Annotated in this window: 17 protein-coding genes; 4 read left to right on the plus strand and 13 right to left on the minus strand. The window is 53.6% G+C overall.

Annotation, left to right across the window (positions count from 1 at the left end; genetic code table 11):
• Positions 1-158: 158 nt before the first annotated feature.
• The 8 genes from H6507_08775 to H6507_08810 form a co-directional block, all read right to left on the minus strand.
• Positions 159-944 carry a TatD family hydrolase gene (locus H6507_08775; GenBank protein ID MCB9369183.1) on the minus strand — a complete coding sequence of 262 codons (786 nt, stop codon included), beginning with the start codon at positions 942-944 and terminating at the stop codon, positions 159-161.
• On the minus strand, positions 941-1,915 hold the full coding sequence (locus tag H6507_08780; GenBank protein ID MCB9369184.1) for a CHAD domain-containing protein: 975 nt from the start codon (positions 1,913-1,915) through the stop codon (positions 941-943). The genes H6507_08775 and H6507_08780 overlap by 4 nt, the downstream gene beginning before the upstream one ends.
• Positions 1,916-1,939: 24 nt before the next feature.
• Positions 1,940-3,175, minus strand: a complete 1,236-nt coding sequence (locus H6507_08785; GenBank protein MCB9369185.1) for a cation:proton antiporter — start codon at positions 3,173-3,175, stop codon at positions 1,940-1,942.
• Positions 3,172-4,713: a SpoIID/LytB domain-containing protein gene (locus tag H6507_08790; protein MCB9369186.1), complete on the minus strand. Its 1,542-nt coding sequence runs from the start codon at positions 4,711-4,713 to the stop codon at positions 3,172-3,174. The genes H6507_08785 and H6507_08790 overlap by 4 nt, the downstream gene beginning before the upstream one ends.
• 119 nt (positions 4,714-4,832) lie before the next feature.
• The gene (locus H6507_08795; protein MCB9369187.1) at positions 4,833-5,576 is read right to left on the minus strand and encodes an RNA methyltransferase; all 744 of its coding nucleotides are present in this window, start codon (positions 5,574-5,576) and stop codon (positions 4,833-4,835) included.
• A gap of 125 nt (positions 5,577-5,701) precedes the next feature.
• On the minus strand, positions 5,702-6,607 hold the full coding sequence (locus H6507_08800; GenBank protein MCB9369188.1) for a hypothetical protein: 906 nt from the start codon (positions 6,605-6,607) through the stop codon (positions 5,702-5,704).
• Positions 6,608-6,610: 3 nt separating this feature from the next.
• Positions 6,611-8,344, minus strand: coding sequence for a Na+:solute symporter (locus H6507_08805; GenBank protein ID MCB9369189.1), 1,734 nt, complete (start codon positions 8,342-8,344; stop codon positions 6,611-6,613).
• A gap of 69 nt (positions 8,345-8,413) precedes the next feature.
• Complete coding sequence (locus H6507_08810) at positions 8,414-8,788, minus strand: four helix bundle protein (GenBank protein ID MCB9369190.1); 375 nt, start codon at positions 8,786-8,788, stop codon at positions 8,414-8,416.
• A 209-nt stretch (positions 8,789-8,997) separates the two neighbouring features.
• On the opposite strand from H6507_08810, the gene gdhA reads away from it, so the two are divergent.
• From gdhA to H6507_08825, 3 genes are all read left to right on the plus strand, one after another.
• Complete coding sequence (gene gdhA / locus H6507_08815) at positions 8,998-10,353, plus strand: NADP-specific glutamate dehydrogenase (protein ID MCB9369191.1); 1,356 nt, start codon at positions 8,998-9,000, stop codon at positions 10,351-10,353.
• An 831-nt stretch (positions 10,354-11,184) separates the two neighbouring features.
• The gene (locus H6507_08820) at positions 11,185-12,276 is read left to right on the plus strand and encodes a T9SS type A sorting domain-containing protein (protein MCB9369192.1); all 1,092 of its coding nucleotides are present in this window, start codon (positions 11,185-11,187) and stop codon (positions 12,274-12,276) included.
• A 45-nt stretch (positions 12,277-12,321) separates the two neighbouring features.
• A complete protein-coding gene (locus H6507_08825) occupies positions 12,322-14,109 on the plus strand; it encodes a hypothetical protein (GenBank protein MCB9369193.1) in 1,788 nt (595 codons plus the stop codon).
• A 56-nt stretch (positions 14,110-14,165) separates the two neighbouring features.
• On the opposite strand, the gene H6507_08830 is transcribed toward H6507_08825, so the two are convergent.
• The 5 genes from H6507_08830 to H6507_08850 all read right to left on the minus strand — a co-directional run bounded on the left by H6507_08830 (position 14,166) and on the right by H6507_08850 (position 20,306).
• Complete coding sequence (locus tag H6507_08830; GenBank protein ID MCB9369194.1) at positions 14,166-17,243, minus strand: T9SS type A sorting domain-containing protein; 3,078 nt, start codon at positions 17,241-17,243, stop codon at positions 14,166-14,168.
• A 412-nt stretch (positions 17,244-17,655) separates the two neighbouring features.
• A complete protein-coding gene (locus H6507_08835) occupies positions 17,656-18,351 on the minus strand; it encodes a sulfite exporter TauE/SafE family protein (protein MCB9369195.1) in 696 nt (231 codons plus the stop codon).
• The gene (locus H6507_08840) at positions 18,352-18,774 is read right to left on the minus strand and encodes a hypothetical protein (protein MCB9369196.1); all 423 of its coding nucleotides are present in this window, start codon (positions 18,772-18,774) and stop codon (positions 18,352-18,354) included.
• Positions 18,774-19,028, minus strand: coding sequence for a TM0996/MTH895 family glutaredoxin-like protein (locus tag H6507_08845; protein ID MCB9369197.1), 255 nt, complete (start codon positions 19,026-19,028; stop codon positions 18,774-18,776). The genes H6507_08840 and H6507_08845 overlap by 1 nt, the downstream gene beginning before the upstream one ends.
• Before the next feature lie 9 nt (positions 19,029-19,037).
• Positions 19,038-20,306: a permease gene (locus H6507_08850; protein ID MCB9369198.1), complete on the minus strand. Its 1,269-nt coding sequence runs from the start codon at positions 20,304-20,306 to the stop codon at positions 19,038-19,040.
• Between the two features lie 265 nt (positions 20,307-20,571).
• On the opposite strand from H6507_08850, the gene H6507_08855 reads away from it, so the two are divergent.
• Positions 20,572-21,660: an alanine--glyoxylate aminotransferase family protein gene (locus H6507_08855; GenBank protein MCB9369199.1), complete on the plus strand. Its 1,089-nt coding sequence runs from the start codon at positions 20,572-20,574 to the stop codon at positions 21,658-21,660.
• Positions 21,661-21,765 lie beyond the last annotated feature (105 nt).

The following is a 21,765-nucleotide window of genomic DNA, read 5'->3' on the forward strand; positions in this document are numbered from 1 at the left end:
GTTAGTGAAATATGATTGAAAGTCTCTTATTATTACTTAAATCTATGTATTTGCAAAAAATATGCGCTACTTATCTATAGCGCACTTTGTGATAATGTCATCAACCAACTGACCTTCGCGGGTCTCTAATGCTTTGTGCCTCCTCTGACGGCAATTTTCTACCTCTCGGAGGTTAGTCTGACCCTCCCGTCTGAGAAGAATAGCCGCTGGGCCGTTTCCGTCGTGATTCTGTCTATTTCGGCGAGGGATATGTTATGTGTTTCCGATAACTTAAGTGCTATATCCCGCACGTGAGCCGGTTCCGCTCGCCGGCCCCGGTGGGGGACCGGAGCCATAAATGGAGCGTCCGTCTCCAGCATAAGGCGGTCCAGCGGGAGCTTGGCCGCAAGTTCGGGCAGTTTGGAGTTTTTGTAGGTTATGTTGCCCGTGAAAGAAATCATAAATCCTGCATCGAGCACGCGCTTCGCGTAGTCGTAATCTTCAGAGAAGCAGTGAAAAACACCTTTGTGATTACCTGCCGATTCAATTATCTCAACCGTTCGCAGTCCGGCCGCGCGGTGGTGGATCACGACCGGCAGATCGACTCTGCGCGCAAGTTCAAGCAGGCGCTCAAAAAGCACTTCTTGCTCTTTGATGTTCGTTTCACCGCGGTAAATATCTAAGCCGATTTCCCCGACCGCGACAACGGCCGGATCACCCACGGCTGCTTCGACCCAATCTAAGTCTTCTTCGGTGGTTTTGTCCGTTTCACTGGGGTGAATTCCGAGTGCGCAAAAGACTTGACCGGGAAAACGATTCACAATCTCGAGACATTGCTCTCCCGTTTCGCGGTCAATCGCAATCGTGATCGCGCGATCGACTCCGGCTTCCCGCGCACGCAGCAACACCTCCTCTAAGTCAGCGGAAAATTGTTCGAAGTAGAGGTGGCAGTGGGTATCTATCATGAGTTGGAAGTTCTGTTTTCTACGATTGAGTCTCCGAGCGTTCGGCGCAACCCTCTGCGGTGCTGCTCGTCGGCGTTGTCTTTCCACCAGACCACGAATTGTGCGTGTGTGTCCCGGCGCTGCGTGCGGCAATAGGTCAGAAGCCACTTTGTGCCCTGCTCGGCCGGGCGAGGCAGCTCTATGTCGCTTTGGCCGTCTCTGGAAAGTGTCTTCAGTAATTCTCCCGGCAGCTTCTCGATCCAGACGTCCAAATCATGCAGAATTCCAAGTGAGTCCTGCGCGTATTTCGCTTTTTCTATCCATGCTGTCAGTCCATCTCGAAACAGTGGGCCGAACAGTTCGAGCGAATAGCGGAAGTGTTTTATGGCAATGCGCAACGCATGATGCTCGCCGACCTTCTTCGGGTCGGGCAGCGATTTCTCGAAGGCATAGACTTCATCAAGTGCCAACCCGATCTGTTCAAAGGCAAACAGTTTCAGCGTTCGCGACGGCGGATCGGGAAGGTCTTGAGCGTGAGCCTTGCACCACTTTTCCATGTCGTTCAAAACACTCGTCGCTTTGAGCGAGGCTATGGCTTTATCGACGCGCTTTTGAGCTTTCGCCCTGTTGTGTTCGCGTTCTTCACGGAGCAACATTAAGCCATCGCGCACAGCAACTTTGCGCTGATCGTGAATCAGGCTATCCAGAAAGAGAATCTGTACGTCGAGATCGCGTGCATCGCCAAGAGTTTTTGTCACAGATCGCATTTCTTTGTTCCACATGCGCGACTCGGGCGGCAACACACGCTTAAAGCCGCGAAAGACCGTGCGCAGCCTCCGCGTGGCGACGCGAGTTTGATGGACATTCTCGGGATCGTCGGGACGTTTTACGGCGCGTTTCGCCTGTTTTCCGACCCGCTTCACACGTGGTTTTAACATTGCGGCGGCGTACGCCGTGATGCTATGGTCAATCTTTGTGCTATTACCTGGCATGGTAACCTCTTGGCCCTGCCTCGCCTATCCTTTCGCGAGCGGCGGAGCGGGCAGAGAGCCCTTTTCCACCCAGCGAACTCCCGTGGTTATGGCGAGGTTTGTCAAGAAGACGATGCAGATCGTCACTGTAATGAAATCCGCGCTGACGTGGATTCCGTATTGCAAGGGTATGGTCGCGAGCACTGCCGAGGCCAACCCGCGCGGCATGAACAAAAACAGCGCGCGAGTCGTGCGGTCCTGTTCTTCTTTGTTCTCGCCGACCTTGATCCAACTGACTGCAATCCAGCGTGCGATGACCAACACGCAATAGATTGCCACGGATTCGAGCATGTTTTTGACGGTGATCGCCCGGAAGTCGAACAACAAACCCAAAAAGACGAAAAAGAACGTGCGCACGAGAAAGGTCAATTCGGCATGAAAACCTTTTACGTTCGTGCCCATCCAGTCGCGTAACTCCTCGCGGCCTTCTTTGCCCGGCCAGAATTTCCGCAGCATCCGCGGTCCGTTGGACAACAACAGCCCGAACAAGAATACACCGAACACACCGGAGCTGTGAACGGCCTCGCACGAGGCGTAGACCACCAGCATCGCAGCGAACGTGGCAAGATAAATCAGCGGCTGATCGGAGATTTTGGACATGATGTAGCCCCAAATCAGCGCGGACAACGGACCGATCCACAGCGCGCCGGTCAAAGAAGCCACGATCAACACGCCGATTGAGCCCTCGCTGTGTCCCGTCGTAAAAATATTGAGCAGCGTCACAGTGATCAACACCGCGATGGCGTCGGAGAGCGAACTCTCCAACTCGAGAATCGTCTGCACGGATTTGTTCATGCGAACCTGCCGCACGAGCGGTACTACAATCGCGGCGCTGGTACAGGCCAAGGCCGAGCCGAGCAGAGCGGCGTTCAGCAACGGATGTTCGAACATGTAGTAGGCCAGCGCCGTAATCGCGCCAAACGACAACAGGAACACGAAGACCAAGAGTGCCATGGATTTTCGCCAGTGCGCAAGCAGATGCTGAAAATCCAAGTGAAGTCCGCCTTCGAACATGATGACGATCAGTGCGAAGGCTCCGAAATACGGAGCGACGCCGAGCACAAGTTCGTTATCCAAGTGAAAAAACTCGCGCAGCGCGACACCGGCGCCGATCAGGAGCATGACTTCGGGCACGCGGGTGAGCTTAAAAAGCCACGCGCCCAAAAAGCCCAGCCCAATGACCGCGGCCATCAAAAAGAAGAGTGTCGAGACGTCTATCATAAGGTTTCCAAAGTCGTGTTCGGATAGTAGTGGGCGAGGATTTGTTCGAGCGTCCAGCCATCTTTGGCCATCGCGACCGCGCCCAATTGGCACAAGCCGACGCCGTGCCCCCAGCCTCCTCCCGACAATGTAATCAAATTATCAGAGACTTGCACGATAAAGTAAGATGACGGCAGATGCGATTCGGACAGAGCGCGACGGATCTCGAGTTCTCCAAAGAGAGTTGTTGCGCCCGATTCGCCGATGACGTCAAGAATCGTGATGCGTCCCGACGGACTGCGATGTTTTGCTTTCAGCTCTTTGATCGCGCCAATGTCGATTCCAGTTTTCTTTTTCAGCAACTCACCAAGCAGTGCGCGGTCATATTCTTTCGTCCAGCGAAAGAGCGAATCTTCGTCCCACGGTTTGGGATACGGATAGCGTTCCGGATTGCAAAAGGCTTGTGGAGGGTTGTTCAGAAAATGAGCGGCGTTCTGTTCGTCGCTCAAATCAGGAAATTCGAAATCTCCGCATGACCTGACGGCGAAATAGCCGGGCTCTTCTTCTCCCCACACTTCGTTGAAATGGTCGCTCACTCCGCCGCAGGACTTTGCGTAGCGCGCGTCGGCGACTCTACCCCCCCTATCCCCCCCGCTGAAGCGAGGGGGAACATGAAGCAACACTTGCCCGCTTGTCGCCCGAATAGGCTCAATTACTGCGTTGGCTTCGCGGATGGTGCCTTGATAGCATTGACAATGATCGTCGTGACACAGATCGAACCCGTCACTGTAGTGATGACGGTTCGCAGTCGCCAAGACAGTTGAGCGCGCGGCGACGGCTTGCGCTTGTGAAAAGGCCTCCGGCAAGTCGTGTCGCATCTCCGAACCCACGGCCGTTTCGACATATTGTTCGAGCGGCAAGCGGTTGGCAGCGCTTAGGCCACCGTCCGGTGTCGCGAAGATTTCGAGTTCTCCTCTGTAGGTCAACGGTTCGCGGCGTTCCCAGTGAAAGCCTCTGCCAATCGGTACATTTTGCAAAGTAAACGTTGCGTTGTGCGACGACGAGATAAATTTCACACGCACGACATAGCTTTGAAAATCGCCGATGATGAGCGAGAACCGCGTTTTCATCTCCGGGCGTGTCAGGCGCACGAGCGTCAGGCCGATCGGATGCGACGTGCGGAGTTTTTGGATGACTTCGGACGCTTGTTCGCGGCTCTCAAGTTTGACTATCGGCCACCACACTCGATTGTCGAGTTGGCCTTGCGCGCTTTGCCAAACCTTTCCGGCTTCGAGGACGTCGGCGTGTTCGAGCAATTCGGAGTGTTCGATTTTGCTGAGCTGGTTGTTCGCGCTCTCTTGCGAGAAGCACTCGCCCAAGCGCACCGCCCACGACAATTCGGGCACGGGAGTATTATGCGCGATGACTTTGAAGTCGCCGACGGCATCTGGCAAGTCCAGCCAGCGATTGCAGTCGGTGAAACATTGTGCGCGGTAACGGCCCTTTAGTGAGCCGCGAATTTCAGGTTCGTTCCAGAGGAGACCGATGGAGATTTTCAAGTTAGAAGTCAGAAGTTAAAAGTCAGAAATCGGAATAGGTATGAGAAATGAGGTAAGAGGTATGAACCCGGATTCCGGCGGGGAACCGTGCTGACGCACTTAATCCCCGCTCGGCGCAATCAGCTCAGCGCGTAGCAGAAGACTGCGGCGGCGGTCACTAAGTTCAAACTCTCGGCGTTGCCTTTGGGTTTCAGGGTGACTTTGTGTTTGCAGGCGGATTCGAGTTCTGCTGAGATGCCGCGTGACTCGTTGCCGAGCACCAAAAGTTTTGGAGATGCAAAGGACTCACTTACGCTCACGCCTTCATGAGCGGCGAGTGCAATTGAATCACCTTTCCAATCTAAAACAAATCGGTGGATATCACCCACCTCGCGGACGGGTTGATGAAAGATCGAGCCCATCGAGCCGCGCACGACTTTTTCGTTCCACACGTCCGCCGAGCCGGGGCCAAGAATCAACTCCGACGCGCCGAAGAAATCCGCGACGCGAAGCAGCGCGCCGCAGTTGCCGGGATCGCTGACCTGTTCGCACAACAGCGTGACGCCCGACTTGCGCGCGGGAAGTTTGAACTGTTTGCCGACGGCGGCGATGCCTTGCGTGGCCTCGACTTGCGACACGCGGCGAAAAACGTCCGTGTTGAGTTGGTAGCTCAGAATTTTGGGGAATTCGTACGCGAGAAATTCCCAGCGCGAGGCCTCCGTGCTCTGTAATAGTAAGCAATCCACGGCCTCGGCGGCCAGCGCCTCGCGCACGCAGACTTCGCCCTCGATCAGGAACAATCCCGATTCGCGGCGAAATTTTTTCTGCGACAGCCGCGCCCAGTCTGCGACCTGCTTACGTGTAGGTGAAAGGAGATCTGTCATAATTTCGCGTCCGGCCCATAGACATTCAGCGTCGGAGTTCGGTATCTCAGATTGAGTTGAAACTCTTCAAGAAGTGTTGGATCGTTGATTTCAAGAATATATGCACCCAAAGCGTATACTCCACTTCATCCCGGTCTGTTTTGCTGCATCAGATTCGTCAACGCACCGTAAATCGACGCAGTGCTTCTCCGGGTATGACAGGGACAATCATCAGCGATCGTTCTCAACACACTAATCAAATTCGTAGAGTCCTCAACAGAAAACATCTGAGGTTGTGTCTCCTTCTTCTTGTGAGAACCTGGACCCAAAAACACCAGTCCATCGATCAACCCTTCGCAGCGCATCGGAGTATCTTTGCTTAGCCCTTCAAAATGCTTGAGCGCGCGCCATGCAAAAATCTTGCGATTGGTCGTGTCTCGCAGTGAATTATATCGCGCGAATAGCAAACGGTTATCGTCATCTTGTTCTGTCGCCCGCTGAACCTCAAACTCAAACCAATTTGAAGTCACTCCAAGATCGAAATACCCTCGGTACTTCCCGGGCAAAAGACCAACCATTGAGTGCGTCGACTCATTGAAGGAGTGTTCCCCGTCATATGGAGGAAATCTATTTTCTTCGACGAGCGGTGCGCCAAGGTGTCCCCACTTCAATTCGTACACCCCGCCGCTCGGTATAAAACACATTGAGTCCGTTGCATCATGCGGGAGCCTTCGCATCACGCTCAAACTCGGCGCCAAAAGATTAAACAACCCCCCGTCGGATTTTTCTAAGTGAATCAGGTGGCGATCTGTATTTTGCCAGCTCAGTTTTGTCGAGGGCGAGTCGACCAGCGTCTCGATATACATTCGCACATACATCTCCTCGCCTTCCACATAGTCCGCCTTCCACATCTTCCCTCGGACGGCGTATTCACTCTTCCGCGCAGAAATCTCCGCAGAAGACAGCGATCGATAAGATCGTGGCTGCGTGTCCGTACATGCTGCCCCAATCAGCCCCAAAACCACGGCAACTATGATACAAGCGGAGCGCATGTCTCAACTCGTCCTCAAATACCCATCTCTCTTTAGCCCCCAGAAGCCTACGACCATCAGCACGAACCAGACCGCCGCCCAGAGGTTGTTTAGCATCAGAAGATAGCCTAATCCGAGGGTCAATCCAAATACGAAGAGGAAGCCCCACGCGAAGCCGCGAGCGGGAGTCTTTAGGGATTGTGTTTTGGGAAGAGTCAAGCCGTGTTTGCGGCAGTGCTCGGCTACCGGTGCCCAAAATCCCGGGGGCGAGGTGCGGCGGTAGAACTCGATTAGTTGCCCCATCGGCGCGGGCTTGGTCAGGAAGGTCGCGGATAGCCAAATCGCCATCGAGCCAAAGGTGATGATCAAGAGTTTCAATCCGAAATACATCGGCCCCGCGCTGAACAGCGCCACGGTGATGACGCTCGAAGCGGCCATCGCGGCAATTTCGCTCCATGCGTTGATGCGCCACCAGAACCATCTGAGAATATACACCGGCCCGGTGCCTGCGCCGAAGGCGATCACGAATTTGAAGGCTTCGGTGACGCTGGACGTGTAGTAGGCCGCGAGTCCTGCCGCAATCAATACGAGTACCGTGGCATATTTACCGGCGCGCAAATAGTGCTTTTCGTCTTTGTCTTTGACTAAGAAATGTCTGTAAAAATCGTGAACCAGATAGCTCGCGCCCCAATTGAGTTGTGTGGAGACCGTGCTCATGAACGCGGCCAAGAGTGACGCGACCATCACACCCAGCCAACCCGACGGCATGACTTTCATCATCAGGTTTGGATAGGCCATCTCGGGATCGTCGACGACGGGATAGATGATCAACGTGCAGAGCGCGACGATCACCCACGGCCACGTGCGAAAGGCCAAATTTGTCAAACTATACCACAACGTCGCCAAAAACGCGTGCTGCTCATTTTTGCAGGCATTTTGCCGCTGAATGATTTTCCCGCCGCCGTCGCTATTGACATTGGCCCACCACGTGATGCCTGTGTAAACCAAGAATCCCAGAAACGCTGGCGTCCACCAGTCCGCCGAGGCCATCGCCGCTGTGCCGGGGTCGGGCATCATCGCAAGTTTCGCCGCTTCGCCGCGCTCGATCAGTGTCTTATGTAATATGGAGAGGCCGCCGACTTCTTTGACGGCAAAGATCGCAAAAGCAATAGCCCCAATTTGGGCAAGAATGTATTGCACCATGTCCGTCAAGGCGACGCCCCACAATCCCGAGAGCATCGTATAGATGAAGGCCAGCCCGGCAAACAGCGCGATGGTTTCAACCTTGTCCCAACCGATGGCGGCATTCATGATTTTCGCCAAAGCCAAAAATACCCAGCCCATTGCAATGACATTGATCGGCAGCGCGAGCCACAAGGCACGAAATCCTCTGAGGCCACGTGTGATCTTTGTGTGGCCGTAACGCAATTCGGTTAGCTCAACATCCGTTAAAACCTTCGCTCTTCTCCATAGCGGAGCCAAAAAGAAGGCCGAGAACAGCGAGCCAATTCCGAAACACCACCACTGCCAATTCTCGTATATCCCCATCGTGCGCACGAGCTTGGTCACATAGAGCGGCGTATCGCAGCTAAAGCTCGTGGCCACCATCGAGGTCCCGGCAATCCACCACGGCAGCGCCCGTCCCGCCAAGAAATATTCTTCGGTAGACTTGTGCGCACGCCGAGTCATGGCGATGCCCACGAGCAAGCTGAGGATGTTGTAACCTATGATGATGGACCAGTCGAGGGGGCTTAGCATTCGCGTTGTGGCTTTGAGTTTATTTCGGAATAGGTAAGAGAAAAGAGGTAAGACGTATGAACCCGGAACTTAGGCGCTCGATCGTGCTGTTTTTAGTATTGCCACAAAGATCGCAATCAACTCATCCGCTTCCTGTTTTAGCGGTCCTAATAGGGACGGCTTAATTAGCTGCAAGTCGGTGATCAGATCCAGCCAATACAACGTTTCTTCCAATTCCTGGAGGCACATCTGATGCTTGTTAACGTAGTCAGCTTTGGAACGCGACCTGTATGCTTCGGCATAGTTGGCGCCCACAGAAGTGCTTGAACGAAGTATCTGCGAGGCAATTACTTTGCTGGGGCCAGATTTCGGCAATTTCGATACAAGGTTAATGATCCGGATTGCGAACTGTCGCGTTCGAAGCCGCAAATCCTGACGAGTTTTCGCCTGACTTTCAGGGCTCATACCTCTGACCTCATACCTCTTACCTATTCTGAAATCCGCCATCTCAAACGCGCCTGCCCCTCCCCTCGAAATAAACAAACCTTCCTCCATTATTGCAAACAAACCGAGTGCTTGAGTGACTTTAGTCGCTTGCGGGAGACAATCGCATTTCTTAGCTTGTTAAATCCTTCACAAACCCTCTTTCAAACCTACTTTCGGAGGTAATATTTATGTCGAAAACTGCGGCCGCTGATAGGGATTATTCAAATTTCATGAAATGGGTCGAAACCCGTAATCCCGGTCAACCGGAATTTCTTCAGGCCGTGGGCGAAGTGGCCGAGTCGGTGTTCCCGTACTATCTCGAGCATGACGAGCTTCGCGAAGCCAGAATCCTCGAGCGTCTGACCGAACCTGACCGTGCCTTCCAATTCCGCGTCGCATGGGAAGACGATCGCGGCAAAGTCCAGGTGAACCGCGGCTATCGCGTGGAATTCTCCAGTGCGATTGGCCCGTACAAAGGAGGTCTGCGGTTCCATCCGACCGTCAACCTCAGCATTCTCAAATTCCTCGGATTTGAGCAAGTCTTTAAGAACGCATTGACGACCCTGCCCATGGGCGGCGGTAAAGGCGGCTCCGACTTTGATCCCAAGGGAAAATCGGATCGCGAAGTCATGAGATTCTGCCAGGCATTTATGTCCGAACTGTTCCGCCACCTCGGCCCGAACACCGACGTACCGGCCGGTGATATCGGCGTCGGCGGACGCGAAGTCGGCTTCCTGTTCGGCAAGTACCGTCAGCTCAAAAATGAGTTCACGGGCACGCTGACCGGCAAGGGCATCACCTACGGCGGCAGCTTGATCCGTCCGGAAGCCACCGGCTACGGCACGGTTTACTTCCTGCAGGAAATGCTGCACCACCACGGCGACAGCCTTGAAGGCAAGAAAGTCGCGATCAGCGGATCGGGCAACGTCTCCCAATATGCCGCCGAGCGCGTCATCAAGGAAGGCGGCACGGTTGTCACGCTGTCCGACTCGAACGGATATATCTATGACCCGAACGGCATCGACCGTAAGAAGATTCTGTGGGTGATGGAACTCAAGAATGAAAAGCGCGGCCGTATCTCCGAATATGCCGAAAAGTATGGCTGTGAGTATCACGAAGGCAAGCGTCCGTGGGAAGTCCCGTGTGACGTCGCTCTGCCGTGCGCGACTCAGAACGAAGTGTCGCTCGACGACGCCAAGACTCTGGTCAAGAACAAGTGCAAGTACGTCGCCGAAGGCGCGAACATGCCGACGGAACCGGATGCTACCGAATACTTCCAGAAGAACGGCGTCATCTACGCACCGGGCAAGGCTTCCAACGCGGGCGGCGTGGCTGTCTCCGGTTTGGAAATGTCGCAGAACAGCCTGCGTCTGTCGTGGACGCGCGGTGAAGTCAACGAGCGCTTGAAAGGTATCATGCAGGATATCCACAAGCAGTGCGTGCACTACGGCTCAGGCAAGAACGGCATGAATTATGTCGTCGGCGCCAACGTCGCAGGATTCGCCAAGGTCGCAAACGCGACGTTCGAACAGGGATTGATGTAAGACGTCTCCCGTGTATCATATGACAGGCCCCCGTGAAAACGGGGGCTTGTTTTTCGACCCGAAGACTATCAACTTTAATCATAACAAATGAGGCGGATGGATGAAAACAGCTTCTTGTCTTGCCTTGCTTATTTTGATTTTGCTCATGGACGGCGACAGCTTGGCCATGAGTATCTCTGCGCAGACTCCACGAAGTGCTTCTCTGGATGACGCAGACCCGAATGCTACGCATGATCTGATTGCCCACGATGTAGGAAATGTCCGGGCAACACTCAGCAATTATGGGGAATATGGCAATCCCAATGGCGTTTCCGGTTTCTATGGGATGGAGTTCCCCATAAACAGCGGCAATAGGTTCTTGTTCTCTGCCGGAATTTGGGTGGGCGCCGTGGTCAACGGCCAAATGCTCGTTTCTACAACGACAGACGGTGACAACGGCACGGGCGAATTTTGGCCCGTGCATATCGGTACGATTCCGGAAACGAACACGAGCGATCCGGATTGGTACATCTCGTCTTGTGCCTTTGCCGAACGAAACGGCAAGTTTTTTGTCCGCGGCGTGATGGAACGTGACGACGACGGAGATTGGAACCTCGAAACCGACGACTTGGACGGCGACTTGCTTCCTTCCGGAAATTGGGACGGCGGCAACGGACTGCTGTTCTTTGATGATGACGGTGACGGGCTGATAGATGAAGAAAGCCCCGACGGAATCGACAATGACGGCGATGGCCGGATCGATGAGGCACGGACGGCCAAAGTGATGCCAATGGCGACGGCAACGAAAGCTACGATCCGGAGCCGCATGTCGACGAAGATCCGGTCGGGGACATGGCCGATGACCACATTGACAATGACCACGACGGATTGGTGGATTCCGACGATCCTGATTGGGACGGGGATTGCTGTCCGGGTTCACTCGACGACGACGGCGACGGGTTGTTTGATGAAGATATCGCCGCGTTTGGCGAGCAAGAGTATTTCTGTGTTTATCAGGACAGCATTCAACCGCAATATGTTTCCAGTCCGGATGTGGACGGGCATACTCCTCTCGATATCGAAATCGCACAGCGAAGCTGTGCCTGGAGTGATTCGCTAGTGCAGAATGTCATCATTCTCGAATATACGGTCCGCAACATGGGGCTTGAAGATCTGGAAGATGTGCATCTCGCGTTTTTCGCGGATGCGGACATTGTTGCTCAAGGCGAGAGTGGTGACGCAGGATCGCTTGATGACGGGACGTATTTCGATGCTGAACGGAAGATGATGGTGACCTATGACGACTACAGAGATGCCGACGGACCGGGTCCCGGTGTTTTTGCAGTCAAGGCATTGCGTCCGCCAATCATGTGGCAAAACACCGAGTTTTCCTACCGGAATTTTGAGCGCTCGTCCGGTGGTGATCCGGAAACCAATGCCGACAAGTTTCTGGTGATTTCGAGTGGGGACCTCGACGGTCCGTCTCGGCAGCTTGGGGATTGGAGGATGTTGATGGGGTGGGGTGCGGCAAACGGCAGTCTTACTCTTGCGCCGACTGAGATCATGAGTTTCAGTGTTGCGATGTTTGCCGCTGCCGATACGAATGATGCAAAGGAGATTGCTGATAGGTTTCTGGGAGATTTTTCTTACCTTGATGCACCAAACAGGCCAAGTATTGCAAGTGAATTTACACTGCACCAAAACTACCCTAACCCGTTCAATCCAACAACGACCATAGGATTTAGTTTGGCGAAAGCAATGACCGTGAGGCTGACGGTCTATGACGGGACGGGACGCGAAGTTGGCACGCTTTTCGACGACCGCGCCGAAGCGGGCACACACACTGTTCTGTTTGACGGAACAGCGTTTGCGTCTGGAACCTATTTCTATTCGTTGAAGTCCGGACGTTCTTACTGCGCCAAGAAGATGATATTGATAAAATAGATCGGCGGTGTATTTTTGCCGCTTGACGACAGGAAGGATGGAATAATGAGACTTGGATATGCGCTACTTTTCGCCGTATTAATCGGAAGCATTGCTAACACGGCAACTGGAACCAACGTGACTTTTCAGTGCCAGATGTCCGTTCAAATCGAACTTGGAAATTTTAACCCGAATTCCGACACTCTCGTTGTCAGAGGCTCGTTTGACGGTTGGGCGGGCAACGATTATCCGCTGCTGCCAAACGGAACTCTCTACGCGATCACCACGGATATTCCGCCCGGAGACATCGAATACAAGTTTGTCATGGTACGCGGAGGATCTGACCAATGGGAGTTTGTGGAAAATCGCACGGTGACAGTCGAGACAACTCCTCTCGTATTGCCCGTCTTCTATTTCAACAACATTGTGTCGTCCCAATCCGCAGACGTGGAAGTCCTGTTTCGCGTCGACATGGGAGTCCAGACCGTCAACGGTAACTTCGATCCAGAGACGGATTGGGTGGTTGTTCGTGGAGGGCACGACAGCCTCTTCTTCTGGGGAGGAAGCCGCCAATTGTATGAAGAGCCGGGTAATCCGGGTGTGTATTCGCGATGGGTTCTGTTCCCAAATCTGCTGGTTGAAAATCTCGTCGAATACAAATTTGTCATATTGGACAATGGTGATGTCAACTCTGCCGATTGGGAAATAGCTCCAAACAGATCGTTTCAAGCGACAGGCCAAGAGCCGGACAATCTTCCTCCTCCTTCCGGTGACGGATACGGCGAGATAACCCCCGGCCTGGTGTACTTTTCCGACTTATCCTGGGATGATGTGCTTGTTTCGAACGTGGACGTCGTGTTTTCCGTTGATGCAAGACCCTTGTACGGCAGAATTGCCGACGAGGTTTTTATTTACGATTTTCAGACTGGTGACACAATCCGCTCCGTTGAGTCGATTCAAGTCGCAGGAGACTTCAATTACTGGCCGTGGGGCAACTTCCCGGCGTCGTACTTCTTAAATGACAGCGGAGTTAACGGCGACAATGTTGCAGGGGATTCGGTATTCAGTCTGACGGTTCCATTTGTCATTGGCGATCCTCGGGACGTCACATACAAGTACGGCGTAAACGAACGGAATGTTGAAGCAACTTTTTGGTATAACCACTTGCAGACGATTGACGACAGCCAACCGTTGTTCCGTTTTGCGACGGACTGTTGGGGTTCGCAGGACAATTGGTATCAGGATTGGCCGTGCCAGCCATTGAATCGAGGAACGGTGTCGCTCGTTTCTTCCGGGCCGCCGGTGTGGGAGTATGAATTGCAGCATCTTTCCGGCGCCATTGACCGCTTCGTGTTCACGGGAACGTGCATTGGAACATCCGCATGGGTAAGCGGCGCTGCGGAATCCGCTGGATGGAGTGCGACAGCCTACGACGATTCCATAGTCCTGTCATCTGCGACTCCGTTGATGAACGGTTTGCTCGGCAGCTTCATGCTTTCACATCCCGTTTGCGATGGCACAATCTCTTGGCACATGGAAGATACTACTGGAACCATTGCCGGACCGTCAGGACAAGGTCTTCCGAGGGCGCCCGACAGCTTGTCCATCTATTGTGATATAGACGAGCCGTCGTTGATTTTGCGCTGGTCGCGGGTCACACAAGACTATATGGGGCAACCTTTGGTTCCTGATGCCTACTACGTTTTTCGTAGTTCGGAACCGGATTTCCCGGGCGGGGGGGATTTGATCGGAACGGTCAGCGGAATGGATCCGCCGGAATTTACCGATTTCGACGTCGGAACAGCGGAGTCGGAATATTTCTACAGAATAAAGGCAGTAGTCTTTCCGGAATAGACGGCAACAGAAAGCCCCCGCATTTGCGGGGGCTTCTTTACGGTCAAGGGTGGCTGTTATCTGAGTAGAAGCATCTTCTTGGTTGTGCTGTGTGCTCCCCATTCCAATCTGTAGAAATAGAGTCCGCTGGAAAGTCCGTTGGCAACAAAGTTGACACTGTGGTAGCCCGCGGTCAGAGTCCCGCTCATCAAAGTCTCCACCAACTGCCCGCGAATATTATAAATCTTCAGCGATCCGTTTGTCGTCACCGGAATCTCAAACTCGATCGTCGTGTTCGGATTGAACGGATTCGGATAGTTTTGATGAAGCGCTGTCGTGGTCGGCAGCGGTTCAACCGGAGGCTTGGGAACGTCGAGCACTTGTGTTCTGAGTGCATTCAACGACGCCGCGAGCAGCTCCTGTGCTTGCTGCTCCTCCACAAAGTAGAGGGGGAAACCGAAAAAGATTTCTCCGGGACCAATCACGGCACACGGCGAATGGTCGAAACCTGAGGTGTCGCTTTCACTCAAGATTACGTCGTACAGCGTCCACGTGTTGCCGCGCCGCCAGAAAAAATCCACTCCCGGCAAGAAGTCGAAATTCGTGATGTTGAGATACCTTAGTTCAGAGAGTTTGGCCATGTCCCACGCGAGTGCCGGGAAGTCCTCATCCGTCGCCGTTGCGCCAACCGTTCGAATGTCGGACAGAGGGTTGGTCGGAAGATACCGCATTGCGGCCCAAACCGAGTCAAACTCGAGCGGAGCAAACTGCGACAATGTGAGCTGAGAACGCAGCACGCCGATGCTGCTTGTGGAACCGTACACCGTGTTGCGTCCGAAACGAATCAGCTTCCCGCCAATCGCGACATACCGGCTAAGCACACTTTCGATGGCGCTTTGATGCAGCGTGCGCAAGGTGTATGGATTTTCGTTGTGCCAAATGACCACTTGATACCGGGCCAAACTGTCGAGCGGCAAGACGTCCGCCTCATTCGGCGGATCATAATAGTCAAACGGCTCGTTTATTTGCCCGAGCAAATGCTGATAGAAATTTCTGACGAGCGTATCCGATACGGCCATTCGAGTATACTCTGCGGCCAATGGAGTTTTGGTCTCGTCATACACGAGAATCGAAAGCGTCGGAGCATAAGGAATCAATGTGATTTCGTTGCCCGGCAAACTCTCGACGACGTTTGTTCCCACGATCACCAGCCAATAGGTATACTCGACACCCGAGAACACAGCTTGGTCTACCAAGAAGGTCGTGGTCAAGTTGTCAAACACTACAGTATCATTCGCCGACGTGCGTACGAGTTTGTAGTGAGAAAACATCGGATCGTCCACGGATTCCCAATGCAGAGAATCGCCGCCGTCAATGGCAGCACCTTCAAGCAATCCGTCGTTGGGAACCGCGCCGACGCGCGCGAGCTTTCGCGCCGGAAAACTGCGATGGCCGTCCACGTCGTAGGTCTCGACTTCGATCAGCCAGTCGTCGCCGTTCGTCAAATCGGCAATCGTGTATTCTGTTTCTGAAATCTGAACTTCCGTAAACTCCGTTCGCTCGCCTTGTCCTCCGTCTGCGATGCCATAGACACGGTAGCCTGCGACTCCGCCGACTTCGGGCTGAAGCCAAGCGAGCGGCAACTCCTGATTCGCGGCGTGAGTCAGCAGCAAATCCACCGCAGGAGTAGGCGGCTGATAGGCATAGCCCGCATCATAGAGTGTGCGTGCGGATTCATAGCTCTCCAAGAGTCCGGCATAGTTAAACAACGTCGAATCGAGATTCGTGGGATCCGGTTGTGGATTGTCGGGATCGTGGAAGTATTCACCGATGAACAGCGTAGACGTGAAACTTCCAGACTCGCCGGGAGCAAGCCGGAAATGGCACATCCCGTCTTCGTCGACGTGATCATAGTGCCCGAATTGATTCCAACTCAGCATAAAGCGGCAGTCGTAACCGTCGGCAATATCTCGCTGCGTCGCATCATCGATATCCACCGCCCGCCATGTGTGGTCCGTTCCGGGATGACAGGGATAATCGTCATTTTGTGCCGGGTGTGCGGCGCGAAGTGCATATTGTCCGTAGTCGTGCTCGCCGCTGGCCAACAAGTCGTACTTGTGCAAGTCTCCTTCGGGAGTTCCCCAAGTACTCATCCAATCGGGAGAATCCGTCCACGACGGTCCGAAGTCGAGACTTAGATCTGCGTTCGGATTCCACCAGTTGTAGCTTCCCGGTTGATTCGTTGAGAGCGAGTCCGCAGAAATTGAGAGACCGGCGAATCCCAGCGCGTGCGGCAAGCGGAAGTCACCCGACTGCACCGTGCGTCCGTCGTTGTCAGCAATCCAACCGAGGGTACGATCCGTTCCATCGTGGACCAGCAATGCACCGGTGATGTCGTCAATATGATCATTGATATTTCCCGCAACGCCGATATCCCCATCCAGATACAATCCTAACACGGGATCGAAAATCGTATCGGGGCTGATGTTCTCAATCTGGAATTCCAAAATAACAAACCGCGCGAAATCTGGAGAGGACCAGAGTCGCGCGGTCTGTGTAATTTCGATTCCGATTGGAACGTGCGGTCCGTCGGTGGGGTCGTTTCGTACAAAGATCTGATCCGTCAAGGTGTCCGTGTACACTGCAACGGCTTCGATATTCGCATGGGCCGACGGATCATAAATACTGTTGCCGAAACAATCCGTCGCGTCAGGGAGATTCGATCTCAGTGTGATTCCGTGGCCGGGTAATTCTCCGGCGTGAAATTCGTTAATCGACGGATTTTGCCAGCCGTCCGTGCCCACGGAGACCCGGAAATTCCGGTTTGTCCCGTCATTGATGTAAGCTCCAATCCAAACAGCGCCTTGAAACAGATAGTTCGCACCTGAGCCGATGGGGTATTCAAACTGCGGCGCCCACTCTCCGTCGCACGGATTATCCAACGAGCCCGATTGATTTGCACCGTCGTTTCCGAAGAAACCCCAATTTGTAAAATTGAGCGCCAACGTGCCGTTATTCAGGACATAATTCTCGTCCTGAGGATGGGCGACATCGAGCGCTCTTCGCGGTTCGCGGAGTGGTCCGCGTTCCATGTTTGCCGACCACGAAACCTGCGCGGCCAGCAGCAGTAGTCCAACCAGCATCCAACGGGACATGTGACACCTCCCGCAGCAGTAGCTGCTTGTTGCGATTCTATGGGACCCCGTATAAGATACCCTCAACCCAAAGAAAAGTCAAGTTGTCCATATTTATCTCAAAGCCGCAGTCGATAGCTTTCACTGACAATCAGATGCAATCTGTGTTAAGACTCGCGCAAGCTTTCTTAGGCTCGACAACCTACTTCAATCAATCTGCAGTTTGATTCGCAGTAGAGTTGGAGATCGCTTCTCGCCTGTTTCATTTAAGAACTAAACAAGGCAAGTAAATAGGTGCTGCCGGAAAGAAGCGCTTTAGGTGGGTGCGCTCTTTTGAAGATCCTTCAGCCGCAGCGGCTTCAGGATGACAAGGGTTTTGAGCGGCCTCAGGATGACAAGGGCTCTGATATGAAATATGAAAATCAGAGCAGTGTCAACTTATCCACTTCAACGTGTACTTCGCCGTCATGTAAAGTCCCACACAAATAAACACCACTCCCGTCGTGAGCCGCGCCCATTTTTCGAAGAAAGTCAGGCGGCCGTAGAGCTTGCCCGTGGCTTGCGCGCCGAAGACAATTACCGCCGCAAACAGCAAAACCGGCAAGGCAGTGCCCACACCATACACCGCCGGGAAAATTCCAATTGAGTTATGTTGCGCCGCCAGCGGAATCAAACTTCCAAAAAACAGCGCCGCCGACACCGGACAAAACGATACGGCGAAGATTGCGCCCAAGAAAAAGGCTCCCGCCGAACCCCACAACTCCGCGCGCTTGGCCAACCGTTCGATGAAACCACTGCCGCTTGCGACGGGAAGTTTGATCCAACCCGCGAGAATCACTCCTATCAAAATCAAAAACGGGCCGAGCGCTTCGTGCATGTATTTTTGCAAGCCAAACGAGAGCTTCGACAGCGACAACACACTCCACACCACGAGCGCGCCGACCACGACATACGCAAGCATTCGTCCGGCGGTGTAGAGCACACCCGACCACATCGCGCTCGCCGGAGCATTGGCTTTGCGCGCGACGAACGACACCGCCGCGATGTTTGTGGCCAGTGGGCACGGGCTGATCGAAGTCAGAATCCCCAACCACGCCGCCGTGCCGAGTCCGAGCAGATACTCGTTCATTTAGCTGCCCAGAAACTCCGCGACCTGCGCTTCGACGTACTTCTTGAATTCTGCTTCGTCATTCAAGTAATCCCACACTTTGTCGCAGTTTTTCCACTTCACTTGCTTGCCGTTTTCATATCTGACCAAAACCAGCGCCTTCGTGAAAAGCTGGAAGTCATCGACAAAGTGCTCGTTGGCTTCTTCGTCGAGATTCTTCATCATCCACGACAGTTCGCCGCTTGCGAGTTGCTCTGAAAATCCGTTTTCAATCGCTTCGTGCGAGTACTTTTCGATCTTCAAGCAATTGGAACAGCGAATCGTATTGTAGAAATAGTAGGCCACATTGGTAACCTGCGGAGTGGCCGCGCTGTCGGGAGTTGTTTCTTCCGCCAGCACAGGCAAGGCGACGGCCATTAGTAAGGAAATAATCAACACTCTCATCACGATTTGTTTTCTCCTGCGGCGGTTGTCAGCAGCGCGGTTAGTTCGGGAACGGTGGGCACGCGGCCGGAGACTTTCACTTCTCCGTCCACCATCAAAGCAGGCGTCATCATCACACCTGCCGCTAAAATCTCATTTATGTCGGTGACTTTTTCGAGCGTAAAATTCAAATTCTGTTCGCGGGCGACGCGCTCGGACAGCTCCGCGAGTTTGTTGCACTTCGGGCAGCCTGTCCCGAGGATTTGTAATTTCATTCTTTTCTCCTATACCATCATTCCGTAAATCCATCCGGTTACGGTGGACATGCTGACGACCAATATAACAAAAACAACTGTCTTGCGCGTGCCGAGGATGGACCTGATGACCAGCATACTTGGCAACGACAGAGCAGGACCTGCCAGCAAGAGCGTCAGCGCCGGGCCTTGCCCCATTCCCGCGCCGAGCAATCCTTGCAGAATCGGGACTTCGGTCAGCGTGGCGAAATACATAAACGCTCCGGCGATTGCCGCGAACAAGTTTGCGAACAGCGAATTTCCGCCGACCATGCTGCCGATCCACGCGGACGGAATTAGTCCTTCGTGTCCCGGTCTGCCGAGCAGAAATCCCGCGACCAGAATTCCAACTAAAAGCAACGGCAGAATCTGCTTGGCAAATCCCCACGTCGCGTCGATCCACTCGCGGGCTGCGCCTTCCGTTCGGGCAAGCATGAGTGACAGCATTGTCACAGCGAGCAAGAACGTCATCTGCGGATAAGAGGGGATCGCTGTTGCAGAAATTATTACAATGACAATCGCCGCGAGAATCCATTTCCAGCTAACGTGCATCAGTGAAATCATTTGCCAGCCCATCAAGATCCCCAGTGCGCCGGTGATCCACCACTTCCACGGATGAAGAGACTGCGTCTCGCCAATCGTTGCCGCAATCAAAATCAAAATCAGCGTCACAAACCATATCGCAACTCGCGCTGAAGAATACTCCGAACTCGCTTGCGTGGGTATCGCCTGCACTCGTTCGGTTTCATCTTTGCGAAAAATCCACGCCATCAACAGACCAATCACAATCGAGAACAGCACAGCCCCCACCGTTCGCGCGACGCCCAATTCCATTCCCAAAATTCGCGCGGTCAAAATAATCGCAAGCACATTGATCGCGGGTCCCGCATACAAAAATGCCGTCGCCGGACCAAGCCCGGCACCCATTTTGTAGATTCCGCCGAACAGCGGCAGCACCGTACACGAACAGACCGCGAGAACGCTTCCCGAAACCGAGGCAACGCCGTAGGCGACGATCTTCTTGGCACCTGCACCCAAGTGTTTCATCACGGCACCTGAGCTGACAAATGTGCTGATGGCTCCGGCGATAAACAGAGCGGGAATCAGGCACAGTATCACGTGCTCGCGGGCGTACCATGTCGCCAGCGCAACAGCTTCGCCCAAGGCACCCCCCAATCCGAGCGATTCCGAAGGCACGAAATAGAAGGTTGCGAACACCGCGACCGTCGCGAGAAGGGGTTTTAATTCCGAGCTTAGCATTATGAAAATCAGCACTATGCGCTTGTTCGTAAAAATACGAAATAACGCCTATCAGAACAAGAGAATTTTGTTCTTAATCCCCGTTGAGTAAGGTTGTCACACGATTGCGATTTTGCGGCTTTATTCTCTTCTTTTCTGCACCATACATGATCGTTACTCATTGCCTCTCAGGTTGGATTTCGTTACATTTTTTGAGTTTCGGTGAGATAGTCTCGAAACTATTAAAACAAGAAAATACAACTGATTACCATACGGAGTTCCTCCCATGCACGATCGCCTTTTCATTCCCGGCCCCACTGAAGTTCGTCCCGAGTTGCTGAAAGCTGTCGCCAGCCCGCAGGTCGGCCACCGCACGACGGCCTACTCCGATCTTCACGGTGCCACGATTCCGATGCTCAAGAAAATCCTCTACACCGATCAGGAAGTCATGCTTTTCACCTGCTCCGCGACCGGTGTGATGGAAGGCTCGATTCGCAATCTGTGCCAGAAAAAAGTCCTGAACACAGTCAACGGATCTTTCTCGGGCCGTTGGTATAAGATTGCCGGACTGAACGGTTTTGCCGCGGACAAACTCGAAGTGCCGTGGGGACAAGCGGTCAAGCCTGAAGCCGTCGACAAAGCTCTGGCGACCGGTGAGTATGACGTCTTCTGTGCGGTCTTCAATGAAACGTCTACAGGTGTGCGCGCGCCGCTGGAAGAATATGCCGAAGTCTTGAAAAAATATCCCGACGTGATGTTCTGCGTCGATGCCGTCTCCGCGATGGCCGGTGACAAAATTGAAACCGACAAACTCGGTCTCGACGTGTGTTTGGCCGGAACGCAAAAATGTTGGGGACTGCCGACGGGTATGACCGTCACGATGATCAGCAACAAGGCGATGGCCAAGGCCGCGACCGCGAAGGCGCCGGGTTACTACGTCAATTTCGTCGACGCGAAAAAATTTAACGACAAGAACCAAACGCCGCATACGCCCGCGATTCCGATTCTGTTCGGTTTGCATGCGCAGTGCAACCACATCCTGAATGAAGAAGGACTTGACAACCGTTGGGCGCGCCATCTTGAAATGCAAAAGCTAACGCATAAGTGGGTGAAGGAAGCGGGCTTTGAGCTTTATCCCGAGAAGGGCTACGAGTCGGTTACGCTGTCTTGCATCAAGAAACCCGAAGGCTTCGATTTCAAAACTCTGAACGGCCAACTCTCAAAGCGGCATCACTGCATCATCTCGAACGGCTATGGCGATATCAAGGAACAGACCTTCCGCATCGCCCACATGGCCGACACGACGGTAGACGATATGAAGCAGCTCTTCAAGTGGATCGACGCGATACTGGCAGAGACCAAAGTTCCGGCATAAGCAGAACACGCGAAAGGCGGAAGGATGTGCTTCCGCCTTTTTTCATTTTCTATAGTGGTTTCTCGTTTCTGACTTCTGACTTCATACTTCTGACTTTTCAGCTCC

This window comes from Calditrichota bacterium (assembly GCA_020637445.1).
Classification (GTDB): Bacteria; Electryoneota; RPQS01; order RPQS01; family RPQS01; genus JABWCQ01.

Coding starts and splice junctions, on each gene's coding strand:
- H6507_08780 (MCB9369184.1), bottom strand. CDS start 1,915: ATGCCAGGTAATAGCACAAAGATTGACCATAGCATCACGGCGTACGCC.
- H6507_08850 (MCB9369198.1), bottom strand. CDS start 20,306: ATGCTAAGCTCGGAATTAAAACCCCTTCTCGCGACGGTCGCGGTGTTC.
- H6507_08810 (MCB9369190.1), bottom strand. CDS start 8,788: ATGAGCCCTGAAAGTCAGGCGAAAACTCGTCAGGATTTGCGGCTTCGA.
- H6507_08820 (MCB9369192.1), top strand. CDS start 11,185: ATGGCCGATGACCACATTGACAATGACCACGACGGATTGGTGGATTCC.
- H6507_08825 (MCB9369193.1), top strand. CDS start 12,322: ATGAGACTTGGATATGCGCTACTTTTCGCCGTATTAATCGGAAGCATT.
- H6507_08795 (MCB9369187.1), bottom strand. CDS start 5,576: ATGACAGATCTCCTTTCACCTACACGTAAGCAGGTCGCAGACTGGGCG.
- H6507_08845 (MCB9369197.1), bottom strand. CDS start 19,028: ATGAAATTACAAATCCTCGGGACAGGCTGCCCGAAGTGCAACAAACTC.
- H6507_08805 (MCB9369189.1), bottom strand. CDS start 8,344: ATGCTAAGCCCCCTCGACTGGTCCATCATCATAGGTTACAACATCCTC.
- H6507_08840 (MCB9369196.1), bottom strand. CDS start 18,774: ATGAGAGTGTTGATTATTTCCTTACTAATGGCCGTCGCCTTGCCTGTG.
- H6507_08835 (MCB9369195.1), bottom strand. CDS start 18,351: ATGAACGAGTATCTGCTCGGACTCGGCACGGCGGCGTGGTTGGGGATT.
- H6507_08830 (MCB9369194.1), bottom strand. CDS start 17,243: ATGTCCCGTTGGATGCTGGTTGGACTACTGCTGCTGGCCGCGCAGGTT.
- gdhA (MCB9369191.1), top strand. CDS start 8,998: ATGTCGAAAACTGCGGCCGCTGATAGGGATTATTCAAATTTCATGAAA.
- H6507_08800 (MCB9369188.1), bottom strand. CDS start 6,607: ATGCGCTCCGCTTGTATCATAGTTGCCGTGGTTTTGGGGCTGATTGGG.
- H6507_08785 (MCB9369185.1), bottom strand. CDS start 3,175: ATGATAGACGTCTCGACACTCTTCTTTTTGATGGCCGCGGTCATTGGG.
- H6507_08855 (MCB9369199.1), top strand. CDS start 20,572: ATGCACGATCGCCTTTTCATTCCCGGCCCCACTGAAGTTCGTCCCGAG.
- H6507_08775 (MCB9369183.1), bottom strand. CDS start 944: ATGATAGATACCCACTGCCACCTCTACTTCGAACAATTTTCCGCTGAC.